Here is a 25343-nt window from a genome sequence, read left to right as displayed (position 1 = left end):
TACAGGGGAAGTGGTCGTGCCTAAAACGCATATTCTGCAAGTCTATGCCACGCGCGTCATTGGCGGGGTTGTTCAGGCCGATTCGGTGCTGACCACCATCCGCATCGTCGACCAGGACGATGACGGCATCATCGACACGAAGGAATGGACCGATGCCACCGGCGGGGTGCCCGGAAAGCTGCGCGGGACGATCGACGGCGCTCCGCAGCCGGGGCTTTGGGTCAGCACCAAGACCGGCAATGTATCGGACGGCACGCTTTACACGGATGATCTCTATACCGCCGGCACCAATGTTCAGCCGCTGCTGAATACCCTGGTTCAGAACAAGTTCGAGGTCAGATTCGATGACCTGAACATCTGCTTTCTTGCCGGAACCATGATCGCGACGCCCGATGGCGAGAAAGCCGTCGAAGATCTGCAAGCCGGGGATCTGGTCCTGACCCGCGATCACGGGCCACAGCCGCTGGTCTGGGTGGCCCAAAGCGAAGTCTCCACCGCACGGCTGGACATCAATCCCGATCTGCGCCCGATCCGCATCGCGCCAGACGCGCTTGGCGCGGGCCTGCCGCGACGGGCGGTCAAGGTTTCGGGACAGCATCGGATCCTGATGCGCGACGCCACAGGCACAGAAGTCCTGGTTGCCGCCCGGCATCTTCAGGCGGCCGGCGCCGATGGCGTCAGCATTGTCAAAAACGGCAAGCCCTTCACGCTGGTTCATATCGCCTGCGCGGATCATCAGATCATTCAGGCAGAAGGCGCCCCGATGGAGACCTTCTTTCCTGGCCCGATGGCGATCCGCATGTTGACCGGACCGGCAAGGCAATCGCTGCTTCAGGCATTCCCTGGTCTGGAACGCGGTGAAAACCCGATGCGCCCGGCCCGTCCCTTTTTGAAACGCAACGAGGTCGAAGCCCTGCTGCGCGCGCGCAAGACCAGGGTGTAACACCACCCCGGCGATCAGCCGGCGCTGGCGCCCCAGGCCGCGTCCTGCATCTCGCGCAACCGGCTGGCCGTGCGCTCGAACTCGAAGCTGCCCTCGCCCTCGTTATACAGCTGCTCCGGCTCGTCCGCCGCGCTGGCGATCAGGCGCACGCGGGCCTCGTATAACGTGTCGATCAGCGTCACGAACCGCTTTGCCTCGTTATAGTTCGACGCCGTCAGTCGCGGGATACCGTCGATCAGCAGCACATCGACTGCCCTGGCAATGGCCAGATAATCGGCCGGGCCAAGAGGCTGGCCGCATAATTCCCAGAAACTCGCGCGGGCGACGCGACCGACGCATTCGGCCAGCTCGACCGTTCGGCCCTTGACCTCGATCACCTGCGGCGCAGCTTCAGCCCCGCCGGTCAGATCGGCCCAGATCGCATCCATCGCGGCATGTGCCTGTGCGTCCGCGGGATGGAACCAGACCTGCCCGCCGGTCAAGCGCCCCTGCCGATGGTCGGTCGGACCAAGCAGTTCGATCACCTGCATCTTCTCGTGGATCAGCTCGATGAAGGGCAGAAACAGCTGTCGATTCAGCCCGTGCTTATACAGATCATCCGGCGCCCGGTTCGAGGTGGTGACGATCACCACACCCTCATCGAACAGGGTCTGGAACAGGCGCCCCACGATCATCGCATCGGCGATATCGGTGATCTGCATCTCGTCAAAGCACAACAGCCGGGTGGTCTTTGCCACCGCCTTGGCCACAGGGCGCACCGTGTCCTGATCGCCCCGCTTGCGCGCCGCTTCCAGCCCGGACTGGATTTCCTGCATGAATTCGTGGAAATGCACCCGGCGCTTGGCCTCGATGGGGGCCGCCTCGACGATCAGATCCATCAGCATGGACTTGCCGCGCCCGACCCCGCCCCAAAGATACAACCCCAAAGGCCCCGCAGCCGCAGGACCCGCCGCCTGCCCGCCGCCAAACCAGCCGCGCCAGCCGCCATTGGTTTTCGGCGCTGGCGCGCGGCCCAGATCGGCAAGCAGCCCATCCAGAGCAGGCAGGATTGCTTCCTGTGCGGGATCGGCGCGCAGCTTGCCGTCGGCAACCCTCTGTCGATACAGCTCGGCGACGGTCATGCCGGCTTATCCCCGCGCCTTGACCACCTGCAACAACGGCATCACATCAGCCATTTCAGGACCGAATCCCTGCCCGGTCAAAGCCTTGCGCAGCGGCATGAACAGGCCCTTGCCCTTGCGGCCCGTCGCCTGCTTCACGGCGGCCGTCCATTCCCCCCAGGTCGCATCCGTATAGGGCGGCGGCGGCAGCAGGGTCATGGCCTGGGCCACGAAATCCGCATCCTCGGGGTCAATCTGCGGCTCGGCACCCTGATGGAAGATGCGCCACCATTCGCCCAGATCGTCCAGCTTGGTGATGTTATGGCTGGCCACCCGCCAGAACCGTTCCGCCATGTCGGCCGGGACACCAAGTGCCGCGATGCGATCCTTGACATGCGCATAGGGCAGATGCTGGTTGCGCTCGCGGGTCAGCGGCCACAGATCCTCGGCATCGAACTTGGTGGGCGAGGCGCCAAATTGCGACAGATCGAAGCCATCGGCGATCTCGTCCAGCGACATGCGCAACTCGACCGGCTGGCTTGACCCCAGACGCGCCATCATCGACAGCAACGCCTGCGGCGCCACGCCCGCCTCGCGCAGGTCGCGGATCGACAGGGCGCCAATGCGTTTCGACAGCTCCTCGCCCTGCGCGCCGGTCAGCAGGCTATGATGCGCAAAACGCGGCGGCGTGCCACCGATGGCCTTGATGATCTGGATCTGGGTCGCGGTATTGGTCACATGGTCGGCACCCCGCACAATGTCGGTCACCGCCATATCGGTATCATCAACAGATGAAGCAAAGGTATACAGCACCTGCCCATCGGCGCGGATCAGCACCGGATCGCTGACCGAGGCGGCGTCGATGGAAATATCGCCAAGAATGCCATCGACCCATTCGATGCGTTCCTGATCCAGCTTGAAACGCCAATAGCCCTCGCGGCCCTCGGCCCGCAGGCGGTCTTTCTCGGCATCCGACAGGTTCAGCCCGGCGCGGTCATAGACCGGCGGCTTGCCCATGTTCAGCTGCTTCTTGCGCTTCAGGTCCAGTTCGGTGGGCGTTTCGAACACCTCGTAGAGGCGGCCATTGGCGCGCAGCTGGTCGGCGGCCTCGGCATAGCGGTCAAGGCGCAGCGACTGACGTTCCACCCGGTCCCAGTTCAGGCCCAGCCATTCCAGATCGCGCTTGATGCCATCAGCATATTCTTCCTTGCTGCGTTCCTGGTCGGTATCGTCCAGCCGCAGGATGAAGGTGCCCCCCGCCTTGCGCGCGATCAGATAGTTGAACAGCGCGGTGCGCAGGTTGCCCACATGGATGTGGCCGGTCGGCGACGGGGCGAAGCGGGTGGTGGTCATGGCGGTCTCCTGTTCCTGCCCGCTCTTTCACAATGGGCGGATTTTGTCCATATGAGGGGGTAAGACATGCGAGGTAACGAATGCCCGACTGGACCGATCTGACCGCCCCCGACACCGCCGAGATCGAGGCGGTGGCCCGCGCCGCCATGGCCGCCCTGCCCGCCGCCTTTGCCGGCCCGGCGCAGCAGGTGGCCGTGCAAGTGGCCGAATTCGCCCCCGATGACATTCTGGATGAATTGCAGATCGACGATCCGCTGGAACTGACCGGTCTTTACGACGGCATCCCGATGACCGAAAAATCGGTCGCGGATCAGCCGGGCGCGCCGGATATCATCTGGCTGTACCGGCGTGCGATCCTGGATGAATGGGCCGCGCGCGGCAATGTCACGCTTGGCGATCTGATCGGCCATATCGTCGTGCATGAACTCGCACATCATTTCGGCTGGTCGGACGAGGATATCGCCAGGATCGACCGGTGGTGGGAATGACGCAGGAACCCATCCTGACCATCACGCTGAACCCGGCGCTGGATCTGTCCACTGCCGCCGACGAGGTGCGCCCGGACCTGAAACTGCGCTGCGACAAGCCGGTCGTCGATCCGGGCGGGGGCGGCATCAATGTCGGCCGCGCGATACAGATCATGGGCGGGGAATCGACGGCGCTGGTGGCGCTTGGCGGGGCCACGGGCATGCGGATCGCCGAATTGCTGAAGGAGGACGGGCTGCGTGTCACACGCCTGACCGCACCGGGTGAGACGCGGCAATCGCTTGCCGTGACCGACCGGGCCAGTGGCCGGCAATATCGCTTTGTGCTGCCCGGCCCGGAATGGCACCGCGCCCATGTGGCCGATGCGATGTCGACCATTGCCGAGGCCGCGCGCGCCGGTGGCTGGGTGGTGCTGTCGGGGTCGAACCCGCCCGGCGTTCCGGCGGGCTTTGCGCAGATGTTGACCGTGCGGCTGAAAGACAGCGCGGCGCGGCTGCTGGTCGATACCTCGGGCGAGGCGCTGCGGGCCATTGCCGCCTCGTCAACGCCGGTCGATATCCTGCGCATGGACAGCCACGAGGCGCAGGGCCTGGCCGGCCGCGATCTGCCGCTGCGCAGCGACAGCGCCGCCTTCGCCGCCGGGCTGGTGCGCGACGGGGTCGCCCATGCCGTGATCGTCGCGCGCGGTGCGGATGGATCGGTCATTGCCGGCGCCGACGGCTGCTGGCATGCCGAGGCCGCGCGTGTGCCCGTGGTCAGCGCCGTGGGCGCCGGCGACAGCTTTGTCGCGGGTTTTCTGTTGGCCACGGCCCAGGGACAGCCCGTGAATCAGGCGCTGGCGCTTGGCGCCGCCGCTGCCTCGGCCGCCTGCATGACGCCCGCGACCGAGCTTTGCCATGCCAAGGATGTCTGGCGGCTGTATGAAGAACGGGTGGTCACGCAGCTGTAGACCTGCCGCCGACATGTCGCGCAAATTAGAAAGGCCGCCCGAAGGGGCGGCCCTTTCTTTTCGCGCGGATGCCTTGATTCAGGCGGCCTCGGCCTCTTCCGCGGCCATGCGGCGTTCGCTTTCCTCGCGCGACAGTGCCACCGAGGTGCGCACGCCCTTGGACACGAATTCCATCAGACCTTTCACCACCCGTTCGTTCGGGTCGATGCCCGCGCAGGACAGCACTTCACGCCCATCGCGCGAACGCGCCCAACGGGCGATCTGTTCTGGACCATTGCCATACTTCTTGTCATCGGCAATCGCATCGTCCAAGGCTGCAAGCACAACGGCCGCAAACAACTTCCGAGCGCGCTGGCCCTGTTCAAAATTGAAAGCGGAACCGTCAACGAAATCACGCATGTCGTTCGTCCTGTTATTCTGATCGGCAGATGGCTGCTTGTTGCGGCCTTGCCGGTATTGTTTCTGACCGGCTGTTCTGCGCTAGGCGCTTTGATTAGCCCATGGCGAGAGTGATTCGGTATGGCCCCCAGCGCAGAACTGCCATGCACCAGACGCATAGCATACCCTTGGCTTTCAGCCTAACATCATCCTATGGTTGCGGAACGGTCCGGGTTTTCCTGATATGAACGCGCTGAAGGCCCAAATGGTTGCCAGCCCGTTCTGGCCCCGATATAGGTGCGCCCAAATGCCGTTCAACCGGCATCCTGCCACAAAAATCAGCAATTCTTTCAAGGTTTCCCATGCCCAAGATCAATGGCAACGAGATTCGTCCCGGCAATGTGCTGGAACATGATGGCGGCCTGTGGGCCGCCGTAAAGGTCAACCACGTCAAGCCCGGCAAGGGCGGCGCCTTCGCCCAGGTCGAATTGAAAAACCTGCGCGACGGCCGCAAGCTGAACGAACGCTTTCGCAGCGAAGACAAGGTCGAGCGCGTGCGCCTGGACCAGAAGGACCAGCAATTCCTGTATGAATCCGATGGCAAGCTGGTTTTCATGGACAGCGAGACATTCGAACAGATCGAACTGGACGCGGAACTGCTGGGCGACCGCCGCCCCTTCCTGCAAGACGGCATGACCGCGACGATCGAATATTACGGCGACGAAGCCCTTTCGATGTCGATCCCGCAGAAAGTCACCTGCAAGGTCGCCGAGACCGAGCCGGTGGTGAAAGGCCAGACCGCCGCCAACAGCTATAAACCGGCGATTCTGGACAATGGTGTGCGCATCATGATCCCGCCCTTCGTCGGTGAAGGCGAGGATATCATCGTCAACACCGAACTGTTCGAATACAGCGAACGCGCCTGATCCGCAGGACCACCGCAGTAAATGAAACGCCCCGAAGCCAGGCTTTCGGGGCGTTTCTCATTTCAATTCGGCCCTTGATCAGGCGGCGGGCATCCGCGTCTCGACCATGCCGGCATACCAGCTGCTGCCGGCGGGGATGGCATCGTCGTTGAAGTTATAGGCGGGGTGATGAACCATCGCCGTATCGCCATTGCCGACCCAGATATAGGCGCCGGGGCGTTCGTTCAGCATATAGCTGAAATCCTCGCCGCCCATCATCGGCTCCATCGTCATGTCGATATCGCCGGCGATGCCGCGTGCCACATCGGCGGCCCATTCCGTCGCCTGTTCGTCATTCATCGTCACGGGATAGCCACGGTGATACACGACCTCTGCCTTGGCGCCAAAGGCGGCGGCGGTGTTGGTAGCGATGCGGGTGATGCCCTCTTCCAGCTGATCGCGAACCTTGGGGTCAAGGCTGCGGGCGGTGCCCTTCAGCTGCACCACCTGCGGGATAACGTTATAGGCGGTGGAATCCGTCGCCACCACACAGGTCGAGACAACGCCGTTCTTCAGCGGATCGACATTGCGCGAGATGATCGACTGCAAGGCGGTGATGATATGGGCCGACACCAGAACCGGGTCGATGGTCGATTGCGGCTTGGCGGCATGCCCGCCCTTGCCGGTCACGGTGATGTCGAACTGATCGGCGGCCGCCATCATCGCGCCGGGACGGATCGAGAAACTGCCCACCGGCATCCCCGGCATATTGTGCATGCCGTAAAATTCCTGAATTTTCCAGCGATCGACCAGACCGTCCTGCACCATTGCCAGACCACCGGCGCCGCCCTCTTCGGCGGGCTGGAAGATGACCACGGCAGTGCCGTCGAAATTGCGGGTCTCGGCCAGATATTTCGCCGCGCCCAGCAGCATGGCCGTATGCCCGTCATGGCCGCAGGCATGCATCTTGCCCGGCGTTTTCGAGGCATATTCAACGCCCGTCTGTTCAATGATTGGCAGCGCGTCCATATCGGCGCGCAACCCGATCACCCGGCCCTTGCTGTCGGTCTTGCCCTTGATCACACCCACCACGCCAGTCTGGCCGATGCCCTCGACCACCTCGTCCACGCCAAAGCTGCGCAGTAGATCCGCGACCTTTCCTGCGGTGCGGTGAACGTCATACAGCAGTTCGGGATGTTCGTGAAAATCGCGCCGCCACGCCGTGATCTCGGGCAGCAATTCGGCAAATCGGTTCTTGACTGGCATATCAGCTCTCCTTTGCGGGGCAGCCTAACGTCTTGGGCGCAAGTCGCAATGGGCCAGGTCTGCCGGTTGCACCGGTTCATTCATGCGTGGCCGGGTCGATCAGCACGCGATGGCCCGGTGTAACCTCGCGATAGGCCGAGGGCGGCGCCTGATAGTCGATCGGATGGATCGGCGACGGGATCGGCTTGAAATTCAGATCCTCGCTGATCTTTTTCTGCCGCGGATCGGCCACCGGCACTGCCGACATCAACTGCTTGGTATAGCTGTGCTGAGGGTTCTCGAATACCTGCTGACGGGTGCCCATCTCGACGATGCGGCCCAGATACATCACGCCGACATAATGGCTGACACGTTCGACGACGGCCATGTCGTGACTGATGAACAGCATGGAAATGCCCATTTCCTGCTGCAATTCCATCAGCAGGTTCAGCACCTGCGCCTGAACCGACACATCCAGCGCCGACACCGCCTCGTCCGCCACGATCAGCCTGGGGCGCAGTGCAAGGGCGCGGGCAATGGCGATCCGCTGCCGCTGACCGCCCGACATTTCATGCGGATAACGGCGCATGAAGCTGCGCGGCAGTTCCACCCGGTCGAACAGGGCGGCAATCCGGTCCTCGCGTTCGCTTTTGTTGCCGATACCATAGTTGCGCAGCGGCTCGGCCACCTGATCATACAGCTTCATATGCGGATCGAGGCTGGCAAAGGGATCCTGAAAGATCATCTGCATGTCACGCCGGGTCTTGCGCAGCGCCGATTGCGACAGCGCCAGAACATCGGTGCCATCCAGCGTCACGCTGCCCGATTCAGGCTCGACCAGCCGCAGAATCGACCGTGCCACCGTCGACTTGCCTGACCCGGATTCACCAACCAGCGACATCGTCTCGCCATTGTTGATCCGAAACGACACATCCTCGACCGCGTGAACACGTGCCACGGTGCGCCGCAGCACCCCGCCCTTGACGGCAAAGCGCGTCGTCAGATGCTGCACATCCAGCAAGGTGCGCGGGTCTTTCGAGATGATCGGATCCGCCGCCTCGCGCGTGCCGTCGCGCATCAGGCGCATCGGCTCGGGCGCGGCCTTGCCGGTCATCTCACCCAGCCGCGGCACCGCGGCTAGCAGCATCTTGGTGTAATCTTCGCACGGGGTTTCAAAGATCTGCTCGACCGGGCCCTCTTCGACCTTGTTGCCGCGATACATGACGACAACGCGGTCGGCCATCTGCGCCACCACGGCCATGTCATGCGTGATGAACAGAACCGCGATCCTCTTTTCGCGCTTCAACCGGTCGATCAGGGCCAGGATCTCGGCCTGGATGGTCACATCCAGCGCGGTCGTGGGTTCGTCGCAGATCAGCAGGCGCGGCTCGCAGGCCATGGCGATGGCGATGACGACGCGCTGACGCATGCCGCCGGACAGTTCGTGCGGATACTGGTCCAGCCGGCGTTCGGGTTCGGGAATGCGGACCTGCTTCAGAATCTCGATCGCCTTGGCGCGCGCCTGCTTCTTTTCCAGCCCGCGATGGACGATCAGCCCCTCGGTCAGTTGATCCCCGACCGTAAAGACCGGGTTCAGCGCCGTCATCGGTTCCTGAAAGATCATGCCGATCTGGTTGCCGCGAATATCGCGCATCACCGGCGTTTTCTGCTGGGCCAGATCGACAACCTCGCCGTTGCCGCGGTCGAACATCAGCCGGCCATTGGTGATCTGGCCGCCGCCAAATTCCACCAGCCGCATCAGCGACAGCGAACTGACCGATTTGCCCGACCCGGATTCGCCCACGACACAGACACATTCGCCCGGCTTGATATCGAAACTGATATCGTTGACACCGACGACCACACCATCGTTCGTTTCGAACTCGACACGCAGTTTCTCAATGGAAACAAGAGGTTTTTCGTCCAGCATCGGCGGTTCCAATTCTTCTGATGCGCCAAAGGCTAGCGGGTCGCCGGAAAATGTCAAAGCCGAAACATGCTGGCGGCGGAATTGCGATAGCACTTGCTTTCCACAGCCGTCTGCGCTGAAAGTGAGGCCATTCCGCCCGCTTAACGAGGCCGATACCAAAACATCAGGGGAGTGACGGCCATCGACGCCGCCATATCAGAACGACGCCTTCTTGCTGCGCGCCCTGCGTGTGTCCGCCCCTTGAACCGGGTTCAAAAACAGGGAGCCAACCATATGAAACTTAAAACGATTCTACTGGGCGCCGCCGCAACTGCGGTCATGGCACCAGCGGCCTTTGCCGAACGTGGTGCCGATGGCCACGTCAACATCATCTACTGGCAGGCGCCGTCGACGATGAACCCCTATCTGTCGTCGGGCACCAAGGATGTCGAGGCATCCAGCCTGGTTCTGGAAGGCCTGGCGGGCTTCAACGAGAAGGGCGAGGTGATCCCGAAACTGGCGGCCGAGATCCCCAGCCTGGAAAATGGCGGCATCAGCGAGGATCTGAAGTCGATCACCTGGAAATTGCAGGAAGGCCTGAAATGGTCTGACGGCACGCCGGTCACTTCGGCGGATGCGGCTTTCACCGCCAGCTATTGCATCAACCCGGATGTGGGCTGTGCCCAGGCCGCCCGCTATGAGGGCATCGACAATATCGAGACCCCGGACGAGCTGACCGTCAAGATCAACTTCAAGGAACCGCGTCCGAACCCCTTTACCGCCTTTACCGGCGCGACCTCTCCGATCCTTCAGAAAGCCCAGTTCGAGGCCTGTCTGGGCGCCAATGCCTCCAGCTGCACGGATCAGAACTTCAACCCGATCGGCACCGGCCCCTTCCGCGTGACCGAGTTCCGCACCAATGACGTGGTCTCGCTGGAGGCCAACCCGGAATATCGCGACGCGGCCAAGCCCGCCTTCGCGACCGTCACGCTGAAAGGCGGCGGTGATGCGGCGGCTGCGGGCCGTTCGGTTCTGGAAACCGGCGAATTCGACTATGCCTGGAACCTGCAACTGGCGCCCGATGTCCTGGCCGGGATGGAGGCCGCGGGCAAGGGCAAGCTTGTCACCGGCTTTGGTACCCTGGTCGAGCGGATCGAGATGAACCTGACCGACCCCTCGTCCAGCCTGGCCGAAGGCGAGCGTTCGACCGTGAAGCACCCGCATCCGATCCTGTCCGATGAACGGGTGCGCCGGGCCCTGTCCATGGCCATCGACCGCAACCTGCTGACGGAAATCGGCTATGGCACCGCCGGTCGCGCGACCTGCAACCTGGTGCCGGCGCCGGAACTGTTCGCCTCGGACAACACCGACTGTCTGACCCAGGATGTCGAGGGCGCCAAGGCCCTGCTGGACGAGGCCGGCTGGACCGTCGGCGGCGACGGCATCCGCGAAAAGGACGGCGTGAAGCTGAAACTGCTGTATCAGACCAGTGTGAACGCCGTGCGTCAGGACTTTCAGGCGCTGATCAAGCAGTGGTGGTCGGAAATCGGCGTCGATACCGAGCTGAAGACCATCGACGGCTCGGTCTATTTCGGTGGTGACGCGGGCTCGCCCGACACCTTCCAGAAATTCTATGCCGATGTCGAAATGTATGCCAACAACTTCGACGGCACCGATCCCGAGCCCTATCTGGCGCAATATACTTGCGAAAAGATCCCCAGCCCGGAAGATCAGTGGCAGGGCGAGAACGTGAACCGCTTCTGCGACCCGGAATATGACGCCAAGGTCGTCGAACTGGGCAGAACCGGCGAGATCGAGGCCCGTGCGGCCCTGGCCAAGGAAATGAACGACATGCTGACCAAAGACAGCATGGTCATCGTTCCGCTGGTCGATCGCGGCCGTGTCTCGGCCCATTCCAACACTCTGGGCGGTGTCATCCTGAACACCTGGGACAGCGAGCTTTGGAATACTGCCGACTGGTATCGCGTCAAGGAATGATATGATCGGCCCCGGCCTGCCATCCGGCGGGCCGGGGCCTTGCCATCGCCGGGGGCGGCCGCGCGCCGCCCAAGGCAATGGCGAGGCCATGACGACACAGCATGACGACATGACAGAGAGGACCCCATGATCCGAACCATCCTGCCGCTTGGCACCGCCGCCCTTCTGGGCCTGACCACCGCCGCCTTCGCCGAACGTGGCGCGGACGGGCAGTTGAACCTGATGCTGTGGCAGGCGCCGACGACGCTGAACCCCTATCTGTCCTCGGGCACCAAAGAGATGCTGGCTGCCTCGCTGATCATCGAGCCGCTGGCAACCTTTGCCCCCGATGGCACCATCCAGCCGACCCTTGCCGCCGAAATCCCCAGTCAGGAAAATGGCGGCATCAGCGAAGATCTGACCACGATCACCTGGAAGCTGAAAGAGGGGCTGAAATGGTCCGACGGCACGCCGCTGACCGCCGATGATGTGAAATTCACCGCGGATTACTGCATGAACCCCGAAGGCGGCTGCGCCCAGCTGGCCAAGTTCGAGGGCATCAGCGCCATCGAGGCGGTCGACCCGCTGACGATCAAGATTACCTTTGATGCTCCGCGCCCGAACCCGTTCAGCGCCTTTGTGGGCGCCCTGAACCCGGTCATCCAGAAAGCCCAGTTCGAAAACTGCACCGGCGCCCGCGCGCCCAGCTGCACCGAGGCGAATTTCGGCCCCATCGGCAGCGGCCCCTTCCGCGTGACCGAGTTCCGCACCAATGACGTGGCCGCGCTTGAGGCCAATCCCGAATATCGCGACCCGGCCAAGCCCGCCTTTGCCAATATCAACATGAAGGGCGGCGGCGATTCCGCGGCGGCGGCGCGGGCGGTTCTGGAAACCGGCGAATATGACTATGCCTGGAACATCCAGCTTGCGCCCGATGTCGTGGCCCAGATGCAGGCTGCGGGCAAAGGCGAGCTTGCCGTGGATTTCGGCAGCATCGTCGAGCAGATCATCATCAACCTGACCGACCCCTCGCCCAGCCTGGCCGAGGGCGAGCGTTCGACCGTGAAGCATCCGCACCCGATCCTGTCGGATGAAAAAGTCCGCCGCGCCCTGTCCATGGCCATCGACCGCGCCTTGCTGAACGAGGTCGGCTATGGCGAAACCGGCGCGCCCACCTGCAACGTGGTCGACGCGCCCGAACTGTATAAATCGGACAATACCGACTGCCTGACCCAGGACATCGAAGGCGCCAAGGCCCTGCTGGACGAGGCCGGCTGGACCGTCGGCGGTGACGGGATCCGCGAAAAGGACGGGGTCAAGCTGAAGCTGCTGTTCCAGACCAGCGTGAATGCCGTGCGTCAGGATTTCCAGGCGCTGATCAAGCAATGGTGGACGGAAATCGGTGTCGATACCGAACTGAAGATCGTCGATGCCAGCGTCTTCTTTGGCGGCGATGTCGGGTCGCCCGACACGATGAACAAGTTCTATGCCGATATCGAGATGTTCACCAAGGTCTATGACGGTATCGACCCCGAAACCTATCTGGCCGAACGCGCCTGCGACAAGATCCCCGGCCCCGACAGCCAGTGGCAGGGCGAGAATACCGGCCGCTATTGCGACCCGGCCTATGACGCGCTGATCAAGGACCTGGCCAATACCTCGGACGAACAGGCTCGCGCCGATCTGTCGCGCCAGATGAACGACATGCTGACCAAGGACAGCATGGCCACCTTGCCGCTGATCAGCCGCGGGCGTGTTTCGGCCGTGTCGAATGCGCTGGCCGGGTTCCAGATGAATGTCTGGGACACCGAGTTCTGGAACGTCGCCGACTGGACCCGAGTGAAGTAAGACCCCTAGCCGCGCGAGGCCTGCAACATGCTGAGTTTCACCATCCGTCGGCTGCTTCTGGCGATACCGACGCTGCTGTTCATCTCTCTGGTGATCTTCCTGCTGCTGGAAGCCTCGCCCGGCGACCCCTTGGGCGACGTGCCGCTGACGGTCCCGCCCGAGGTCAAGGAACGCATGCGCGAGGCGCTTGGTCTGGGCCAGGCCTGGTACATCCGCTATGTGCTGTGGCTGAAACAGTTCTTCTGGGTCGAGCCACTGCACTGGTTCGATCAGGTCTTTGGCACCAGCTACAGCGCCGGCATGCAGCGGATCATCAGCTTTCAGTCGCGCAGCCCGGTCTTTGACGTGATCGCGCAGCGCCTGCCGCAGACCCTGACCGTGGTTGGCATGTCCTATGTGGTCGGCGTGCTGATCGCGATCCCGATCGGGATCATCTCGGCCTACAAGCAATACAGCTGGTTCGATCAGCTGGGCACTTTTGTCAGCATGGTCGGCTTTTCGATGCCGACCTTCTTCACCGGCGTGGTGCTGATCATCATCTTCGGGGTGAAACTGCAATGGTTCCCCTCGATCTATGACACCACCCATGTCGTGCGGGACTGGGACAGCTTCCTGTATCAGGTCAAGCAGATGGTCATGCCGGTGACGGTGCTGGCGCTGTATAATGCCGCCCAGATCAGCCGTTTCATGCGGGCATCCATGTTGGACAATCTGGGGCAGGATTACGTCCGCACCGCCCGCGCCAAGGGTCTGGGCGAACGCACCGTGGTGATGAAACACGTCCTGCGCAACAGCCTGATCCCGGTCGTGACCGTCATTGCGCTTGGCCTGCCCGCCGTCTTTGGCGGGGCGATCATCACCGAACAGGTGTTCAAGGTGAACGGCCTGGGTCAATTGCTGATCAGTGCCATCCACGCCAATGACATCCCGATGGTGCTGACCCTGACTTTCATCTTTGCCATCCTCATCGTCCTCTTCACCCTGATCGCCGATATCGTCTACGGCGTCCTTGACCCGAGGATCCGCTATGACTGATACCGACCGCCAGCATCAGCTGGACACCGCCGAGCTGATCGACGAAACCGCCGTCAATGCCGCCGTCACGGCCGATCTGCCCCCCGACAACCCGGCCCAGGCCGGCGGCGAAAGCCGCAGCCAGTGGGGCGATGTCTGGCGCCAGTTCCGCAGCCACAAGGGCGCCATGGTCGCGCTGCTGCTGTTCATCGGCGTCATCCTGTTCGTATCCGTCGGGCCGCTGATCTGGACCATTGATCCGACCTATGTGGACATCCGCGCCCGCAATTCGGGGTTTTCCGTGGCCCATCCGCTTGGCACCGACCAATTGGGCCGCGATCTGCTGGCACGGTTGATGTCGGGCGGCCGGGTGTCGATCGCGGTCGGGCTGACGGCAATGGTTCTGGCGATCACGCTTGGCAGCTTTATCGGCGTCATGTCGGGTTATTTCCGCCGGCTGGACGCACCGCTTATGCGCATGACCGAGCTGTTTCTGGCATTGCCGCTGCTGCCCTTGCTGCTGCTGATGGTCACCCTGTTCCGCGAGCCTCTGTCGCAGACATTCGGCGCGGCCACCGGAATTTTCCTGCTGATCGTCAGCGCCATCGGCGCGACCAGCTGGATGCAGTCGGCCCGCATCGTGCGCGGCGAGGTTCTGGGTCTGAAGGAACGAGAGTTCATTCTGGCCGCGAAATCCATCGGCACGCCACCCGCCTCGATGATCGTTCGCCATATTCTGCCGAACGTGCTGTCGCCGATCATGGTTGCCGCCACCCTTGGCATCGCCACCGCCATCATCACCGAAAGCGCGCTGTCCTTCCTGGGTCTGGGCTTTCCGCCCGATTTCCCCACCTGGGGACGCCTGCTGTTCGATGCCGTGGATCAGATGGTGCTGTATCCCTGGCGCGTGATCCTGCCGGGACTGTTCATCTCGCTGACGGTGCTTTGCGTGAACTATATCGGTGACGGGCTGCGCGACGCGATGGACCCGCGCATCCGCGGCCGGTGAAGGTAACCGAAGGCGCCGCCGCCGCTGATCCCGTCTCCGCGTCAGCACCGGGCCGCTGGCGCGCCCTGGCGCTGATCTGCGCGGCGGTGGTGCTGTCGATGACCCCGTGGTTTTCGGCAACGGCCGTCCTGCCAGAGCTGTCGGCGCGCTGGCAAATGACTGAAATTGCCGCAAGCTGGCTGACGATCGCGGTCCAGATCGGTTTCGTGACAGGCGCATTGGCCCTGACGGTGACGGGACTGGCCGATCGGCTGCCGATGCGGGCGCTGATCGCCGCATCGGCCTGTGCGGCGGGGCTGTTCAACCTTGCGCTGCTGGTGGCACCCGGCCCCGTCACGGCCATCATCCTGCGGGCCCTGACCGGCGCGGCGTTGGCTGGCGTCTATCCGCCAGCGATGAAGCTGATCACGACATGGTTCGTCACTGGCCGAGGCCTGGCGCTTGGCTTTGTCACCGGGGCGCTGACGCTAGGCTCGGCCTTCCCGCATCTGGTCAGAAGCGCCAGCGCCGGGCTGGACTGGTGGATCGTGGTGCTGGCAACCTCGGTCTTTGCGTTGGGGTCGGCGGCGATGCTGGTGCTGATGGTCCGCGAAGGGCCACATCGCTATGCCCCGGCGGCCTTTTCGCTGACCGAGTTGCGCAACATCGTGCTGAACAAGCCGCTGATGTTGGCCAATACCGGCTATTTCGGGCATATGTGGGAACTTTATGCCGTATGGGGCTGGTTTCTGGCCTTCGCATCGGGGGCGCTGGCACAGGCGGGGCTGGGGCTGCCAGCCATGGCTTCGGCGCTGACCTTCGCCGTCATCGCGGCGGGAGCCGTGGGTTGCGTCGCTGGCGGCTGGATCGCCGACCGGATCGGGCGGACGGCAACCACGGCGATCATGCTGGCCGCGTCAGGCAGCTGCGCGGCGCTGATCGGAGTGCTGTATGCAGGACCGATCTGGGCACTGGTTGTCGTCGCCCTGATCTGGGGTTTTACGATCGTCGCCGATTCCGCCCAGTTCTCGGCCATGGTGACGGAACTGTCAGACCAGCGCCTCGTCGGCACGGCCCTGGCATTTCAGATGGGTGTGGGCTTTGCCCTGACCGTGATCAGCCTGCGGCTGATGCCGGCCGTCGCCGATTGGATGGGGGGCTGGCAATGGGCTTTCGTGGTGTTGGTGCCCGGCCCGATAATCGGTGCGGTCGCGATGATCTGGCTACGCCGCCTGCCCCAGGCCAGCCGCATTGGCGGCGGCAGGCGGTAAGCGATCAGCCCATCGGGCCGCTTTCATCGCCCGTCTTTCATCGGCCCGCCGCCGGCCATACCGGGGACGACATCACCGCGATGCGGGCAGGAGGTATCTGATGACGTCGCTGGTCACATCCGTTCCGATGTCAAGAAAACTGGTGCCGGTTACAGGAATCGAACCCGTGACCTTCTGATTACAAATCAGCTGCTCTACCTGCTGAGCTAAACCGGCCTGTCAGCGCGCGTCCGGCGCAGACATCGCCCCGATAGCGCGAGACGGCGATTTCCGCAAGCGAAGGTTGGCCCTTGCCAGCAAAGCCACGGCCACAAGCCCCACCCCAACCACCAGCAGCGCGGCCGGGGCGGCATTGCCCAAATCTTCAAGACTGGCCTTTTCGTGAACCCGCGTGGCCAGCGTCTCATAGTTGAAGGGCCGCAGAAGCAAGGTGGCGGGCAGTTCCTTGGTGCAGTCGACAAAGACCAGCAGCAGCGCCGAACCGACCGAGCCGCGCATCAGCGGCAACAGCACATCGCGCAACACACCGCCGGAATCGCGCCCCAGCGACCGCGCCGCCATCCCCAGAGAGGGCGGAATGCGGGTAAAGGCGCCGTCGATCGCGCCCTGCGCAATGGCAAAGAACCGCACGATATAGGCCAGCACGATGGCAAACCCGGTGCCCGTCATCAGCAGACCCGGATCGGTTCCGGTCAACGCCAGCCAGCCATCTGCGATGCGGTGGTCCAGCGCCGCCAGCGGAATCAGAATGCCCACCGCCAGCACCGCACCCGGCGCGGCATAGCCAATGGTCGTTACCGGCAGCAGCAGCCTCGGCAGGCGGCGGGTCGACAGCCGCACGCCATAGACCATCACCAGCCCGAACCCGACGGCCAGCACCGCAGCCATCGCCCCCAGCGACAGCGTATGCCACAGCGCCTCGCCCAGCCCCGGCGTGAACCAGCCCTGCGGATAGGACAGCGCATAGCGTCCGATCACGGCGACCGGCAGCACAAATCCCAGCGCAAAGGGGATGGCGCAGGCCACAAAGGCCCCCCACCCCGCCGCACCGGTCAATCGCTGGCGGATGACGGGGCGCTGCTGCCGCGCGCTTTGGTGAAAACGGGCCTTGTTGCGGCTGACCCGTTCCCAGACGGCCAGAAGGGCGATGACCAGCAGGGTGACGCAGGCGATCTGCGCGGCGCCACCGGCATTGCGGGCCTCTAGCCAGGTGGTGAAGATGCCGGTGTTCAGCGTCTGCACCCCGAAATAGCTGACGACGCCGTAATCCGCGACGCTTTCCATCATCGCAATGGCGGAACCCGCGACGATGGCCGGCCGCGCCAGCGGCAGGCCTACACGCCAGAACAGGCCGAACGGGCCGGTGCCCAGCGCGCGCGCGACCTCATAGGCGCTGGAGGATTGTTCATGCAGCGCCGCCCGCGTCAGCAGATAGACATAGGGATACAGCGCTGCCGACAGCACCAGAACAGCCGCCCAGCGTGACCGGATCGCCGGAAACCAGTAATCGCGCGCCGAGGTCCAGCCGAAGGCCTCGCGCAGGGCGATCTGCACCGGGCCGGAATAATCCAGAAAATCCGCCAACGCATAGGCCCCGATATAGGCCGGCACCGCCAGAGGCAACAGCAGCAGCCATTCCAGCCCGCGCCGCCCCGGAAAATCATAGATCGACACCAGCCAGGCTGCGCCCGTCCCCATCACGGCGGCCAGCAGCCCCGTCCCAAGCGCCAGAATCGCCGTATTCGCGGCATAGCGCGGCAAGGTGGTCGAAATGAGATGCGGCCAGATGTTCTCGCTGGGAAAAAGCGCCATCCAGGCGACGGCCAGCACCGGCATCAGGACCAGCGCAGCAATCAGCACCGCGGCCAGCGACCACCCCCAGCCGGTGCCCTGACGCAGCGACTCGGACCGGCGATGGGATCTGGAACTGTCCGACATTTCCGCCCGATACCGCAAAGCGGTTCCCCTGTCCACGAATGCTGGATAAGGTGCCGAAAACGTCAGACAAAAAGGCAGACCGGGCAGGATGCAGATCGTCTATCACTTGCGGGTGCATGGCACCGATGACGACCGGATGGTCAAGACATTGCTGCACAACCGGGATTGGCTGCATAAGAACGAAACCGAGGTTCTGACCCCGAACCGGCTGCGCGGCGTTTTTGACGAGGCCCTTGCCGCGCTGCAAGGTGGCAGCGCCACCCCGGCGATGGAACAGATCATGCTGGATGCGATCCTGGAAAGCGATCACTCGGACCGGGTGATCTGCTCGATGCCGGGCTTTATCGGCGCGATGTCCAAGGCCGTCAGCCCAAAGGGTCTGTATCCGGGTGCGGCGGCACGAATGGCCGCGATGGCCAACCTGTTCCCCAGCGCCGAGACCGAGTTCTTTCTGGCGCTGAAAAACCCCGTCACATTGCTGCAATCGCTGCTGACGATGGCGCCGATCGGCAATTTCGACATGCTGATGCGCGGGGTCGATCCCTATAGGCTGCGTTGGGCGCCCGTGATCAGGCGGATCGTGCAAAGCCTGCAAGGCCGCCGGCTGGTGATCTGGCGGCACGAGGACATGCCGCTGATCTGGCCCGAAATCGTCCGCCTGATCGCGCAGATGCCGCCCGAGGTTCCGTTGCGCGACGGGCTGAGCTTTATTCACGACCTGATCAGTGAACAGGGCCGGGCCAGCCTGGAAAAGGCTTTGGCCGAGCGTGACCAGCTGACGATCGCGGCACGGCGTGACATCTGCATTCAGCATCTGGCCCAATATGCCCTGCCCGCGCGGGTCAGCGAGGAAATCACCCTGCCCGGCTGGACGCAGGCCATGGTTGACGAGATTACAGGACAGTATCTGGCCGATACCGCCGAAATCGCGGTTCTGCCCGGCGTCGAATATGTAATGCCCTGACGCGGGATGGCAGGCAGGCAGATAGGCAGGCCGGCCGTGACCGGCCCGCCTGCCTGGCCTGATCGCCCCGCCTTGGCCAGCCGTCAGCCTTCGCTCAGCGCCTTGTCGCAGCGGCCGCAGACGCCGGGATGCGCATGGGTGCCGACATCGGGCAGGATCTTCCAGCAGCGCTGGCATTTCTCGCCCTCGGCCAGTTCAAAGACCACGCCGACGCCCGGAATATCGGCCATGCGGAAGGCCTCGTTCGGGGCGGGATCGGCGGTCAGATACAGGCCCGAGACGATGCAGATATCGGTGAAGTTCACCGATTTCAGCGCCGCCAGCGTATCCGCATCCTCGACATGAACGACCGGCGCGGCCTCAAGGCTGGCGCCGATGGTCTTGTCGGTGCGCTTCACCTCCAAGGCCGCCGTCACCACGCGGCGGGCGCGGCGCACTCGGTCCCATTTTGCCGCCAAGGGCTCGTTCAGCCAATCGGCGGGGGTGGCGGGGAAGTCGTGCAGATGCACGCTGTCATCATCCGAGGGGAAGCGCGACAGCCAGACATCCTCCATCGTGAAGGGCAGGATCGGGGCCAGCCAGGTCACGAGGCGGTGGAACAGGATATCCAGCACCGTCCGCGCCGAACGGCGACGGGTCGAACCGGGCGCGTCGCAGTAAAGACTGTCCTTGCGAATGTCGAAATAGAAGGCCGACAGGTCGACGGTGCAGAATTGGAACAGCGTCTGGAACACGCCCTGAAAGTCATAGGCTTCATAGCCCTTGCGCACGGCATGATCCAGTTGCGCCAGCCGGTGCAGGATCCACTGTTCCAGCTCGGGCATATCCTCGGGCGCGACCTTTTCGGCCTCGGTGAATCCGTCAAGGTTCCCCAGCATGAAGCGCAGCGTATTGCGCAGGCGGCGATAGCTGTCGGCGGTGCCTTTCAGGATTTCCGGCCCGATGCGCTGATCGGCGGTGTAATCCGTCTGCGCCACCCAGAGCCGCAGGATATCGGCGCCATATTGCTGGATCACCTCGGCGGGCACGATGGTATTGCCCAGAGATTTGGACATTTTCATGCCCTTCTCGTCCAGCGTGAAGCCATGCGTCAGCACCCCGCGATAGGGCGCCCGGCCCTTGGTCGCGCAGGCCTGCAACAGCGAGGAATGGAACCAGCCGCGATGCTGGTCGGTGCCCTCCAGATACAGATCGGCAATCCCGTCCGGCGCGCCATCGGCCCGGTCGCGGATGACGAAAGCATGGGTCGAGCCTGAATCGAACCACACATCCAGCACGTCCATGACCTGATCGTAATCGTCGGGGTTGGCCACGCCTTCCAGCACCGCCGCCTTGAAGCCGGGCTTGTACCAGGCATCGGCGCCCTCGGCCTCGAACGCGGCGATGATGCGGTCGTTGACGCGCTGATCGCGCAGCAGGAAATCGGCATCGTCGGGCCGCGTGCCCTTCTTCACGAAACAGGTCAGCGGCACGCCCCATGCCCGCTGCCGCGACAGCACCCAATCGGGCCGGTTCTCGATCATCGAGTGAATCCGGTTGCGCCCGGTCTGCGGCGTCCACTTGACCAGCTTGTCGATGCTGGTCAGCGCGCGCGTGCGGATCGTATCGCCATATTCGCCCATGCCATCGGCCAGAGGCTTGTCGATGGCCGCGAACCATTGCGGCGTGTTGCGATAGATCAGCGGCGCCTTGGAGCGCCAGCTATGCGGATAGCTGTGCTTGACCTTGCCCTTGGCCAGCAGCGCGCCCGCCCATGCGAGGTTCTTGATGACGCTGACATTGGCCGGGCCGTCCTTGCCATCCGGCAGGATGATCGCCTCGCCGCCAAAGATCGGCAGGTCCTTGCGGTAGCTGCCATCCGGCTCGACGTTATAGGTCATCGGCAGGCCGAATTTCAGGCCAAGCTGATAATCGTCATCGCCATGCGAAGGCGCGGTATGGACAAAGCCGGTGCCGGCATCGTCGGTGACGTGATCGCCGGGCAGCATGGGGACGTCGTAATCCCATTCGCCGTTCCCGCCCTCAACCCCGCGCAAAGGATGGGCGAGAACCAGACCTGACAACTCGTCCTCCGCCACATCGCGCAACCTCGTGTAGCCGTTAACCTTGGCAGACTGCATCACGCCCTCGGCCAGTGCATCGGCCAGCACCAGCTTTTCGCCCGCCGTCGCGGTCGCGTTGTCGGCAACCTCTCCGACCTCGTAAAGGCCATAAGCAATCTCAGGGTTGAACGCGACCGCGCGGTTTTGCGGAATTGTCCAGGGCGTCGTGGTCCAGATCACTACTGACGCGCCCGACAGTTCGTCGAGCTTAGCTGCGTAGTCTTGCGCCGCTGAGTCAGAAGCCAAGCCTCTAACGATCTCATCAGACCAACCGAGCGCAGTCATGGCTTCTGCCCTGAACCGCACCCAGATCGTGTGACTGGTATGGTCGTGATACTCGACCTCGGCCTCGGCCAAGGCGGTCTTTTCGACCGGCGACCACATCACCGGCTTCGATCCCTGATAAAGACTGCCGTTCATCAGCAGCTTCATGAACTCGGCCGCGATCACCGCCTCGGCGTGGAAATTCATCGTCAGATAGGGATCGTCCCATTTGCCGGTGATGCCAAGGCGCTTGAACTCCTGCCGCTGGATGTCGATCCATTCTTCGGCAAAGCGTCGACATTCCTGACGGAACTCGACCACATCGACGGCATCCTTGTCGCGGCCCTCGCTGCGATACTTCTCCTCGATCTTCCATTCGATCGGCAGTCCGTGGCAATCCCAGCCCGGCACATAGCGCGCATCGCGGCCCATCATCTGCTGGGACCGCACGACCATGTCCTTCAAGGTCTTGTTCAGCGCGTGGCCGATATGCAGATGGCCGTTCGCATAGGGCGGGCCGTCATGCAGGATGAAGGGCGTGCGCCCCGCGCCGCGTTCGCGCAGCCGGTCATAGATGCCGATCCGCGCCCAACGATCCAGCCATTCGGGTTCGCGCTGCGGCAGGCCGGCGCGCATGGGGAAATCGGTCTCGGGCAGGAAAACGGTCTTGCGATAGTCGGGGGTCTCGGCGCTCATCGGGCGGTCCTTCAAGGTCGGTCGTTTCGGCAAAAAGCATCCCGGCGGCGCGAAACCTCACACCACCGGGCGACTAATTCGTATGCCGAAAGCCAGAAAACTCATGCCGAACTCTATATGAACGCCGCCCGCAAGCTGCAAGCACCGCCCCGCCAAAGCGCAGCAAAAAGGCCCCCGCAGGGGCCTTTTCAGAACGATTGGGCAGGTCAGCGCTTGCTGACGGCCACATAGTCGCGCTTGTCGCTGCCGACATACAGCTGACGCGGACGGCCGATCTTGTTCTGCGGATCGGCAATCATTTCCTTCCATTGCGCGATCCAGCCCACCGTGCGCGACAGCGCAAAGATCGGCGTGAACATCGAGGTCGGGAAGCCCATCGCCGACAGGATGATGCCGGAATAGAAATCAACGTTGGGATACAGCTTCTTCTCGACGAAATAATCGTCCTCCAGCGCGATCCGCTCCAGTTCCTTGGCGACCTTCAGGGTCTCGTTATCCTCGATCCCCAGCAGGTCCAGAACCTCGTCGGCCGATTCCTTCATGACCTTCGCGCGCGGATCGAAGTTCTTGTAGACCCGGTGGCCAAAGCCCATCAGGCGGAACGGGTCGTCCTTGTCCTTGGCCCGGCGGATATATTCCGGGATCTGGTCGACGGTACCGATCTGCTGCAACATTTCCAGCGCAGCCTGGTTGGCGCCGCCATGGGCAGGCCCCCACAGGCAGGCGATACCGGCCGCGATGCAGGCGAACGGGTTGGCACCCGACGAGCCGGCCAGACGCACGGTCGAGGTCGAGGCGTTCTGTTCGTGATCGGCATGCAGCGTGAAGATGCGGTCCATGGCGCGCGCCAGCGCCGGGTCGACATGGTATTTCTCGGCCGGAACCGAAAAGCACATGTTCAGGAAGTTCGAGGCGTAATCCAGTTCGTTGCTGGGATAAACGAAGGGCTGCCCCACCGAGTATTTATAGGCCATGGCCGCAATGGTCGGCAGCTTGGCGATCAGCCGGATCGAGGCGATCTCGCGCTGCATCGGATCGGCAATATCGGTGCTGTCGTGATAGAAGGCCGACATGGCGCCGACGACGCCGACCATGGTGGCCATCGGATGCGCATCGCGACGGAAACCACGGAAGAAGTTGTTCATCTGCTCGTGAACCATGGTGTGACGGGTCACGCGGTTCTCGAAATCCTCAAGCTGGGCCTGGTCGGGCAGTTCGCCGTAAAGCAGCAGATAGCAGACTTCCAGGTAATGGGACTGCTTGGCCAGCTGTTCGATCGGGTAGCCGCGATACCACAGCTCGCCCTTTTCGCCGTCGATATAGGTGATGGTCGAATCGCAGCTGGCCGTCGAGGTGAAGCCGGGATCATAGGTGAAAATATCGGCCTGACCGTACAGCTTGCGAATATCGACCACTTCGGGGCCAATGGTCGGCTGAAGGATGGGCAGGTCGAATGACTTGTTATCCAGAATGAGTTTAGCGGATTTGGTGTCTGTCATCAGGTGACTCCCTCTTTCGGATAGGCGGGCGCCGCAGACGGGGCGGCGCGCCGGGTGTTGAACGCAGGTCTCAGCCTGCCTGATCCGTCAGCCGCGCCAGCGTCTCGTCACGGCCAAGTGCCGTCATCATGTCGAACACGCTGGGGGTCGAAGTTCGACCAGCCAGAGCCGCCCGCATCGGTGCCGCAACCTTGCCCAGGCCCACGCCGTATTCTTCGGCAACGGCCTTGGCGGCGCCCTCTAGATCGTCTCGCGACCAGCTAGCATGCTGCACTGCGGCAGTCAATGATTTCAGCATACCACGGGATACCGAATCCAGTGCCTTATCGGCTTTCTCATCCATCTCGACAGGCCGCTGGATCAGCGCAAAGCGCCCTTGATCCAGCAGTGCGGGCAACGTTTTTGCCTTTTCTTTCAGGATGTTCAGCGCAGGCTCCAACCAGGCCCTCTGGCCTTCTGTCAGGGCCGGCTGCCCGGTTTCGGACAGGAAACCATCCAGTTCGGCCAGCAGCGCCGCATCGGCCATATTCCCGATATGCCAGCCGCTGACATGTTCCAGTTTCTTGAAATCCAGCCGGGCGGGCGCGCGCCCGATCCCTGGCAGGTCGAACCATTCCAGCGCCTGCGCATCAGTGAACAGCTCGTCATCGCCATGGCTCCAACCCAGGCGGGCCAGATAGTTGCGCATTGCCTCGGCCGGATAGCCGAGGGCAGCAAATTCGTGCAGACCGACAGCGCCATGGCGCTTGGACAGTTTCTTGCCATCCTCGCCGTGAATCAGCGGGATATGGGCAAAGACCGGCCGCGCCCAGCCCATCGCATCGAACACCTGCACCTGCCGCGCGGCATTGGTCAGGTGATCGTCGCCCCGGATCACATGGGTCACGCCCATGTCGTGATCGTCGACCACCACCGCCAGCATATAGACCGGCGTGCCGTCACTGCGCAGCAGCACCATGTCATCCAGCTGATCATTGGCGAATCGCACCTCGCCCTGGACGGCATCGGAGATGACCGTTTCGCCCTCGCGCGGGGCGCGCAGGCGGATGGCATAGGGCGCATCGGGCCAGGTCGCCGGATCGGCATCGCGCCAGGGGCTTTGAAATGGCTGCCGGGGATGCGATTCGCGCCAGGCGGCAATTTCCTCGGGCGTGGAATAACAGCGATAGGCCGCGCCCTGATCCAGCATCTGCCGGGCCACTTCGGCATGGCGCGCGGCACCCGCGAACTGGCTGACCGGCTCGCCATCCCAGTCCAGACCCAGCCATTCCAGCCCCAGCAACAATGCCTGAGTGGCCTCGTCGGTCGAGCGGGCGCGGTCCGTATCCTCGATCCGCAACAGGAATTTCCCGCCACGGCCACGCGCATAAAGCCAGTTGAAAAGCGCCGTCCGCGCGCCGCCGATATGCAGATAGCCCGTGGGCGAAGGGGCGAACCGGGTGACGATCGCGGCGGCAGAGGGGGTATCGGGCATGAAGCGGCCTTCCGGTGGCAGTCTGGTCGGTCCACGGGGA

19 protein-coding genes and 1 tRNA gene are annotated in these 25343 nt (G+C 63.3%); 10 read left to right on the top strand and 10 right to left on the bottom strand.

Features of this window, described 5'->3' with window-relative positions; translation table 11 throughout:
• The first annotated feature begins 16 nt into the window (after positions 1-16).
• Positions 17-943: a Hint domain-containing protein gene (locus FNJ84_RS07690; protein WP_143792477.1), complete on the top strand. Its 927-nt coding sequence runs from the start codon at positions 17-19 to the stop codon at positions 941-943.
• 14 nt (positions 944-957) lie between these two features.
• On the opposite strand, the gene zapE is transcribed toward FNJ84_RS07690, so the two are convergent.
• Together zapE and gltX (FNJ84_RS07680) are read right to left on the bottom strand one after the other, a co-directional pair.
• Positions 958-2064, bottom strand: coding sequence for a cell division protein ZapE (zapE, locus tag FNJ84_RS07685; protein ID WP_143792476.1), 1107 nt, complete (start codon positions 2062-2064; stop codon positions 958-960).
• A 6-nt stretch (positions 2065-2070) separates the two neighbouring features.
• On the bottom strand, positions 2071-3396 hold the full coding sequence (gltX, locus tag FNJ84_RS07680; protein ID WP_143792475.1) for a glutamate--tRNA ligase: 1326 nt from the start codon (positions 3394-3396) through the stop codon (positions 2071-2073).
• 80 nt (positions 3397-3476) lie between these two features.
• Here gltX (FNJ84_RS07680) and FNJ84_RS07675 point away from each other — a divergent pair, with 80 nt between their 5' ends.
• Positions 3477-3884 carry a metallopeptidase family protein gene (locus FNJ84_RS07675; RefSeq protein ID WP_143792474.1) on the top strand — a complete coding sequence of 136 codons (408 nt, stop codon included), beginning with the start codon at positions 3477-3479 and terminating at the stop codon, positions 3882-3884.
• On the top strand, positions 3881-4831 hold the full coding sequence (locus FNJ84_RS07670) for a 1-phosphofructokinase family hexose kinase (RefSeq protein ID WP_143792473.1): 951 nt from the start codon (positions 3881-3883) through the stop codon (positions 4829-4831). Before FNJ84_RS07675 ends, FNJ84_RS07670 begins: the two co-directional genes overlap by 4 nt.
• Positions 4832-4909: 78 nt before the next feature.
• Here the strand turns inward: FNJ84_RS07670 and FNJ84_RS07665 are convergent, their stop codons facing one another.
• The gene (locus tag FNJ84_RS07665) at positions 4910-5230 is read right to left on the bottom strand and encodes a DUF6280 family protein (protein ID WP_090735129.1); all 321 of its coding nucleotides are present in this window, start codon (positions 5228-5230) and stop codon (positions 4910-4912) included.
• Between the two features lie 341 nt (positions 5231-5571).
• Here FNJ84_RS07665 and efp point away from each other — a divergent pair, with 341 nt between their 5' ends.
• On the top strand, positions 5572-6135 hold the full coding sequence (gene efp, locus FNJ84_RS07660) for an elongation factor P (RefSeq protein ID WP_143792472.1): 564 nt from the start codon (positions 5572-5574) through the stop codon (positions 6133-6135).
• Positions 6136-6213: 78 nt separating this feature from the next.
• Here the strand turns inward: efp and FNJ84_RS07655 are convergent, their stop codons facing one another.
• Together FNJ84_RS07655 and FNJ84_RS07650 are read right to left on the bottom strand one after the other, a co-directional pair.
• A complete protein-coding gene (locus FNJ84_RS07655; protein ID WP_143792471.1) occupies positions 6214-7380 on the bottom strand; it encodes a M20 aminoacylase family protein in 1167 nt (388 codons plus the stop codon).
• Positions 7381-7456: 76 nt separating this feature from the next.
• Entirely contained in the window at positions 7457-9289 is a 1833-nt protein-coding gene (locus tag FNJ84_RS07650) for an ABC transporter ATP-binding protein (RefSeq protein ID WP_143792470.1), read from the bottom strand.
• 273 nt (positions 9290-9562) lie between these two features.
• On the opposite strand from FNJ84_RS07650, the gene FNJ84_RS07645 reads away from it, so the two are divergent.
• From FNJ84_RS07645 to FNJ84_RS07625, 5 genes are all read left to right on the top strand, one after another.
• A complete protein-coding gene (locus FNJ84_RS07645) occupies positions 9563-11266 on the top strand; it encodes a peptide ABC transporter substrate-binding protein (protein WP_143792469.1) in 1704 nt (567 codons plus the stop codon).
• Between the two features lie 126 nt (positions 11267-11392).
• A complete protein-coding gene (locus tag FNJ84_RS07640) occupies positions 11393-13093 on the top strand; it encodes a peptide ABC transporter substrate-binding protein (protein ID WP_143792468.1) in 1701 nt (566 codons plus the stop codon).
• 27 nt (positions 13094-13120) lie between these two features.
• Complete coding sequence (locus FNJ84_RS07635; RefSeq protein WP_143792467.1) at positions 13121-14128, top strand: ABC transporter permease; 1008 nt, start codon at positions 13121-13123, stop codon at positions 14126-14128.
• Positions 14121-15116, top strand: coding sequence for an ABC transporter permease (locus FNJ84_RS07630; protein WP_143792466.1), 996 nt, complete (start codon positions 14121-14123; stop codon positions 15114-15116). The genes FNJ84_RS07635 and FNJ84_RS07630 overlap by 8 nt, the downstream gene beginning before the upstream one ends.
• Positions 15113-16366 (top strand): nitrate/nitrite transporter, encoded by a 1254-nt coding sequence (locus FNJ84_RS07625; protein ID WP_255471098.1) that lies wholly within the window; start codon positions 15113-15115, stop codon positions 16364-16366. Before FNJ84_RS07630 ends, FNJ84_RS07625 begins: the two co-directional genes overlap by 4 nt.
• Positions 16367-16506: 140 nt before the next feature.
• Here the strand turns inward: FNJ84_RS07625 and FNJ84_RS07620 are convergent.
• A tRNA-Thr gene (locus tag FNJ84_RS07620) sits at positions 16507-16582 on the bottom strand.
• Between the two features lie 3 nt (positions 16583-16585).
• Positions 16586-18304: an iron ABC transporter permease gene (locus FNJ84_RS07615; protein WP_143792465.1), complete on the bottom strand. Its 1719-nt coding sequence runs from the start codon at positions 18302-18304 to the stop codon at positions 16586-16588.
• A gap of 88 nt (positions 18305-18392) precedes the next feature.
• Here FNJ84_RS07615 and FNJ84_RS07610 point away from each other — a divergent pair, with 88 nt between their 5' ends.
• Positions 18393-19268, top strand: coding sequence for a hypothetical protein (locus FNJ84_RS07610; protein WP_143792464.1), 876 nt, complete (start codon positions 18393-18395; stop codon positions 19266-19268).
• A gap of 83 nt (positions 19269-19351) precedes the next feature.
• Here FNJ84_RS07610 and ileS read toward each other — a convergent pair whose 3' ends face one another.
• The 3 genes from ileS to gltX (FNJ84_RS07595) all read right to left on the bottom strand — a co-directional run bounded on the left by ileS (position 19352) and on the right by gltX (FNJ84_RS07595) (position 25303).
• On the bottom strand, positions 19352-22330 hold the full coding sequence (gene ileS / locus FNJ84_RS07605) for an isoleucine--tRNA ligase (RefSeq protein ID WP_143792463.1): 2979 nt from the start codon (positions 22328-22330) through the stop codon (positions 19352-19354).
• Between the two features lie 206 nt (positions 22331-22536).
• Positions 22537-23829: a citrate synthase gene (locus tag FNJ84_RS07600; RefSeq protein WP_143792462.1), complete on the bottom strand. Its 1293-nt coding sequence runs from the start codon at positions 23827-23829 to the stop codon at positions 22537-22539.
• A 70-nt stretch (positions 23830-23899) separates the two neighbouring features.
• On the bottom strand, positions 23900-25303 hold the full coding sequence (gltX, locus tag FNJ84_RS07595; protein WP_143792461.1) for a glutamate--tRNA ligase: 1404 nt from the start codon (positions 25301-25303) through the stop codon (positions 23900-23902).
• Positions 25304-25343: the final 40 nt, after the last annotated feature.

The organism is Paracoccus sp. M683, from assembly GCF_007096355.1.
In the GTDB taxonomy this organism is placed as follows: Bacteria; Pseudomonadota; Alphaproteobacteria; order Rhodobacterales; family Rhodobacteraceae; genus Paracoccus.
This window is presented reverse-complemented; position numbering and strand designations above follow the sequence as displayed.

What these genes read in the sequence shown, in the direction of transcription:
- zapE (WP_143792476.1), bottom strand. Translation starts at nt 2,064, where the DNA reads ATGACCGTCGCCGAGCTGTATCGACAGAGGGTTGCCGACGGCAAGCTG.
- gltX (WP_143792475.1), bottom strand. Translation starts at nt 3,396, where the DNA reads ATGACCACCACCCGCTTCGCCCCGTCGCCGACCGGCCACATCCATGTG.
- FNJ84_RS07675 (WP_143792474.1), top strand. Translation starts at nt 3,477, where the DNA reads ATGCCCGACTGGACCGATCTGACCGCCCCCGACACCGCCGAGATCGAG.
- FNJ84_RS07670 (WP_143792473.1), top strand. Translation starts at nt 3,881, where the DNA reads ATGACGCAGGAACCCATCCTGACCATCACGCTGAACCCGGCGCTGGAT.
- FNJ84_RS07665 (WP_090735129.1), bottom strand. Translation starts at nt 5,230, where the DNA reads ATGCGTGATTTCGTTGACGGTTCCGCTTTCAATTTTGAACAGGGCCAG.
- efp (WP_143792472.1), top strand. Translation starts at nt 5,572, where the DNA reads ATGCCCAAGATCAATGGCAACGAGATTCGTCCCGGCAATGTGCTGGAA.
- FNJ84_RS07655 (WP_143792471.1), bottom strand. Translation starts at nt 7,380, where the DNA reads ATGCCAGTCAAGAACCGATTTGCCGAATTGCTGCCCGAGATCACGGCG.
- FNJ84_RS07650 (WP_143792470.1), bottom strand. Translation starts at nt 9,289, where the DNA reads ATGCTGGACGAAAAACCTCTTGTTTCCATTGAGAAACTGCGTGTCGAG.
- FNJ84_RS07645 (WP_143792469.1), top strand. Translation starts at nt 9,563, where the DNA reads ATGAAACTTAAAACGATTCTACTGGGCGCCGCCGCAACTGCGGTCATG.
- FNJ84_RS07640 (WP_143792468.1), top strand. Translation starts at nt 11,393, where the DNA reads ATGATCCGAACCATCCTGCCGCTTGGCACCGCCGCCCTTCTGGGCCTG.
- FNJ84_RS07635 (WP_143792467.1), top strand. Translation starts at nt 13,121, where the DNA reads ATGCTGAGTTTCACCATCCGTCGGCTGCTTCTGGCGATACCGACGCTG.
- FNJ84_RS07630 (WP_143792466.1), top strand. Translation starts at nt 14,121, where the DNA reads ATGACTGATACCGACCGCCAGCATCAGCTGGACACCGCCGAGCTGATC.
- FNJ84_RS07615 (WP_143792465.1), bottom strand. Translation starts at nt 18,304, where the DNA reads ATGTCGGACAGTTCCAGATCCCATCGCCGGTCCGAGTCGCTGCGTCAG.
- FNJ84_RS07610 (WP_143792464.1), top strand. Translation starts at nt 18,393, where the DNA reads ATGCAGATCGTCTATCACTTGCGGGTGCATGGCACCGATGACGACCGG.
- ileS (WP_143792463.1), bottom strand. Translation starts at nt 22,330, where the DNA reads ATGAGCGCCGAGACCCCCGACTATCGCAAGACCGTTTTCCTGCCCGAG.
- FNJ84_RS07600 (WP_143792462.1), bottom strand. Translation starts at nt 23,829, where the DNA reads ATGACAGACACCAAATCCGCTAAACTCATTCTGGATAACAAGTCATTC.
- gltX (WP_143792461.1), bottom strand. Translation starts at nt 25,303, where the DNA reads ATGCCCGATACCCCCTCTGCCGCCGCGATCGTCACCCGGTTCGCCCCT.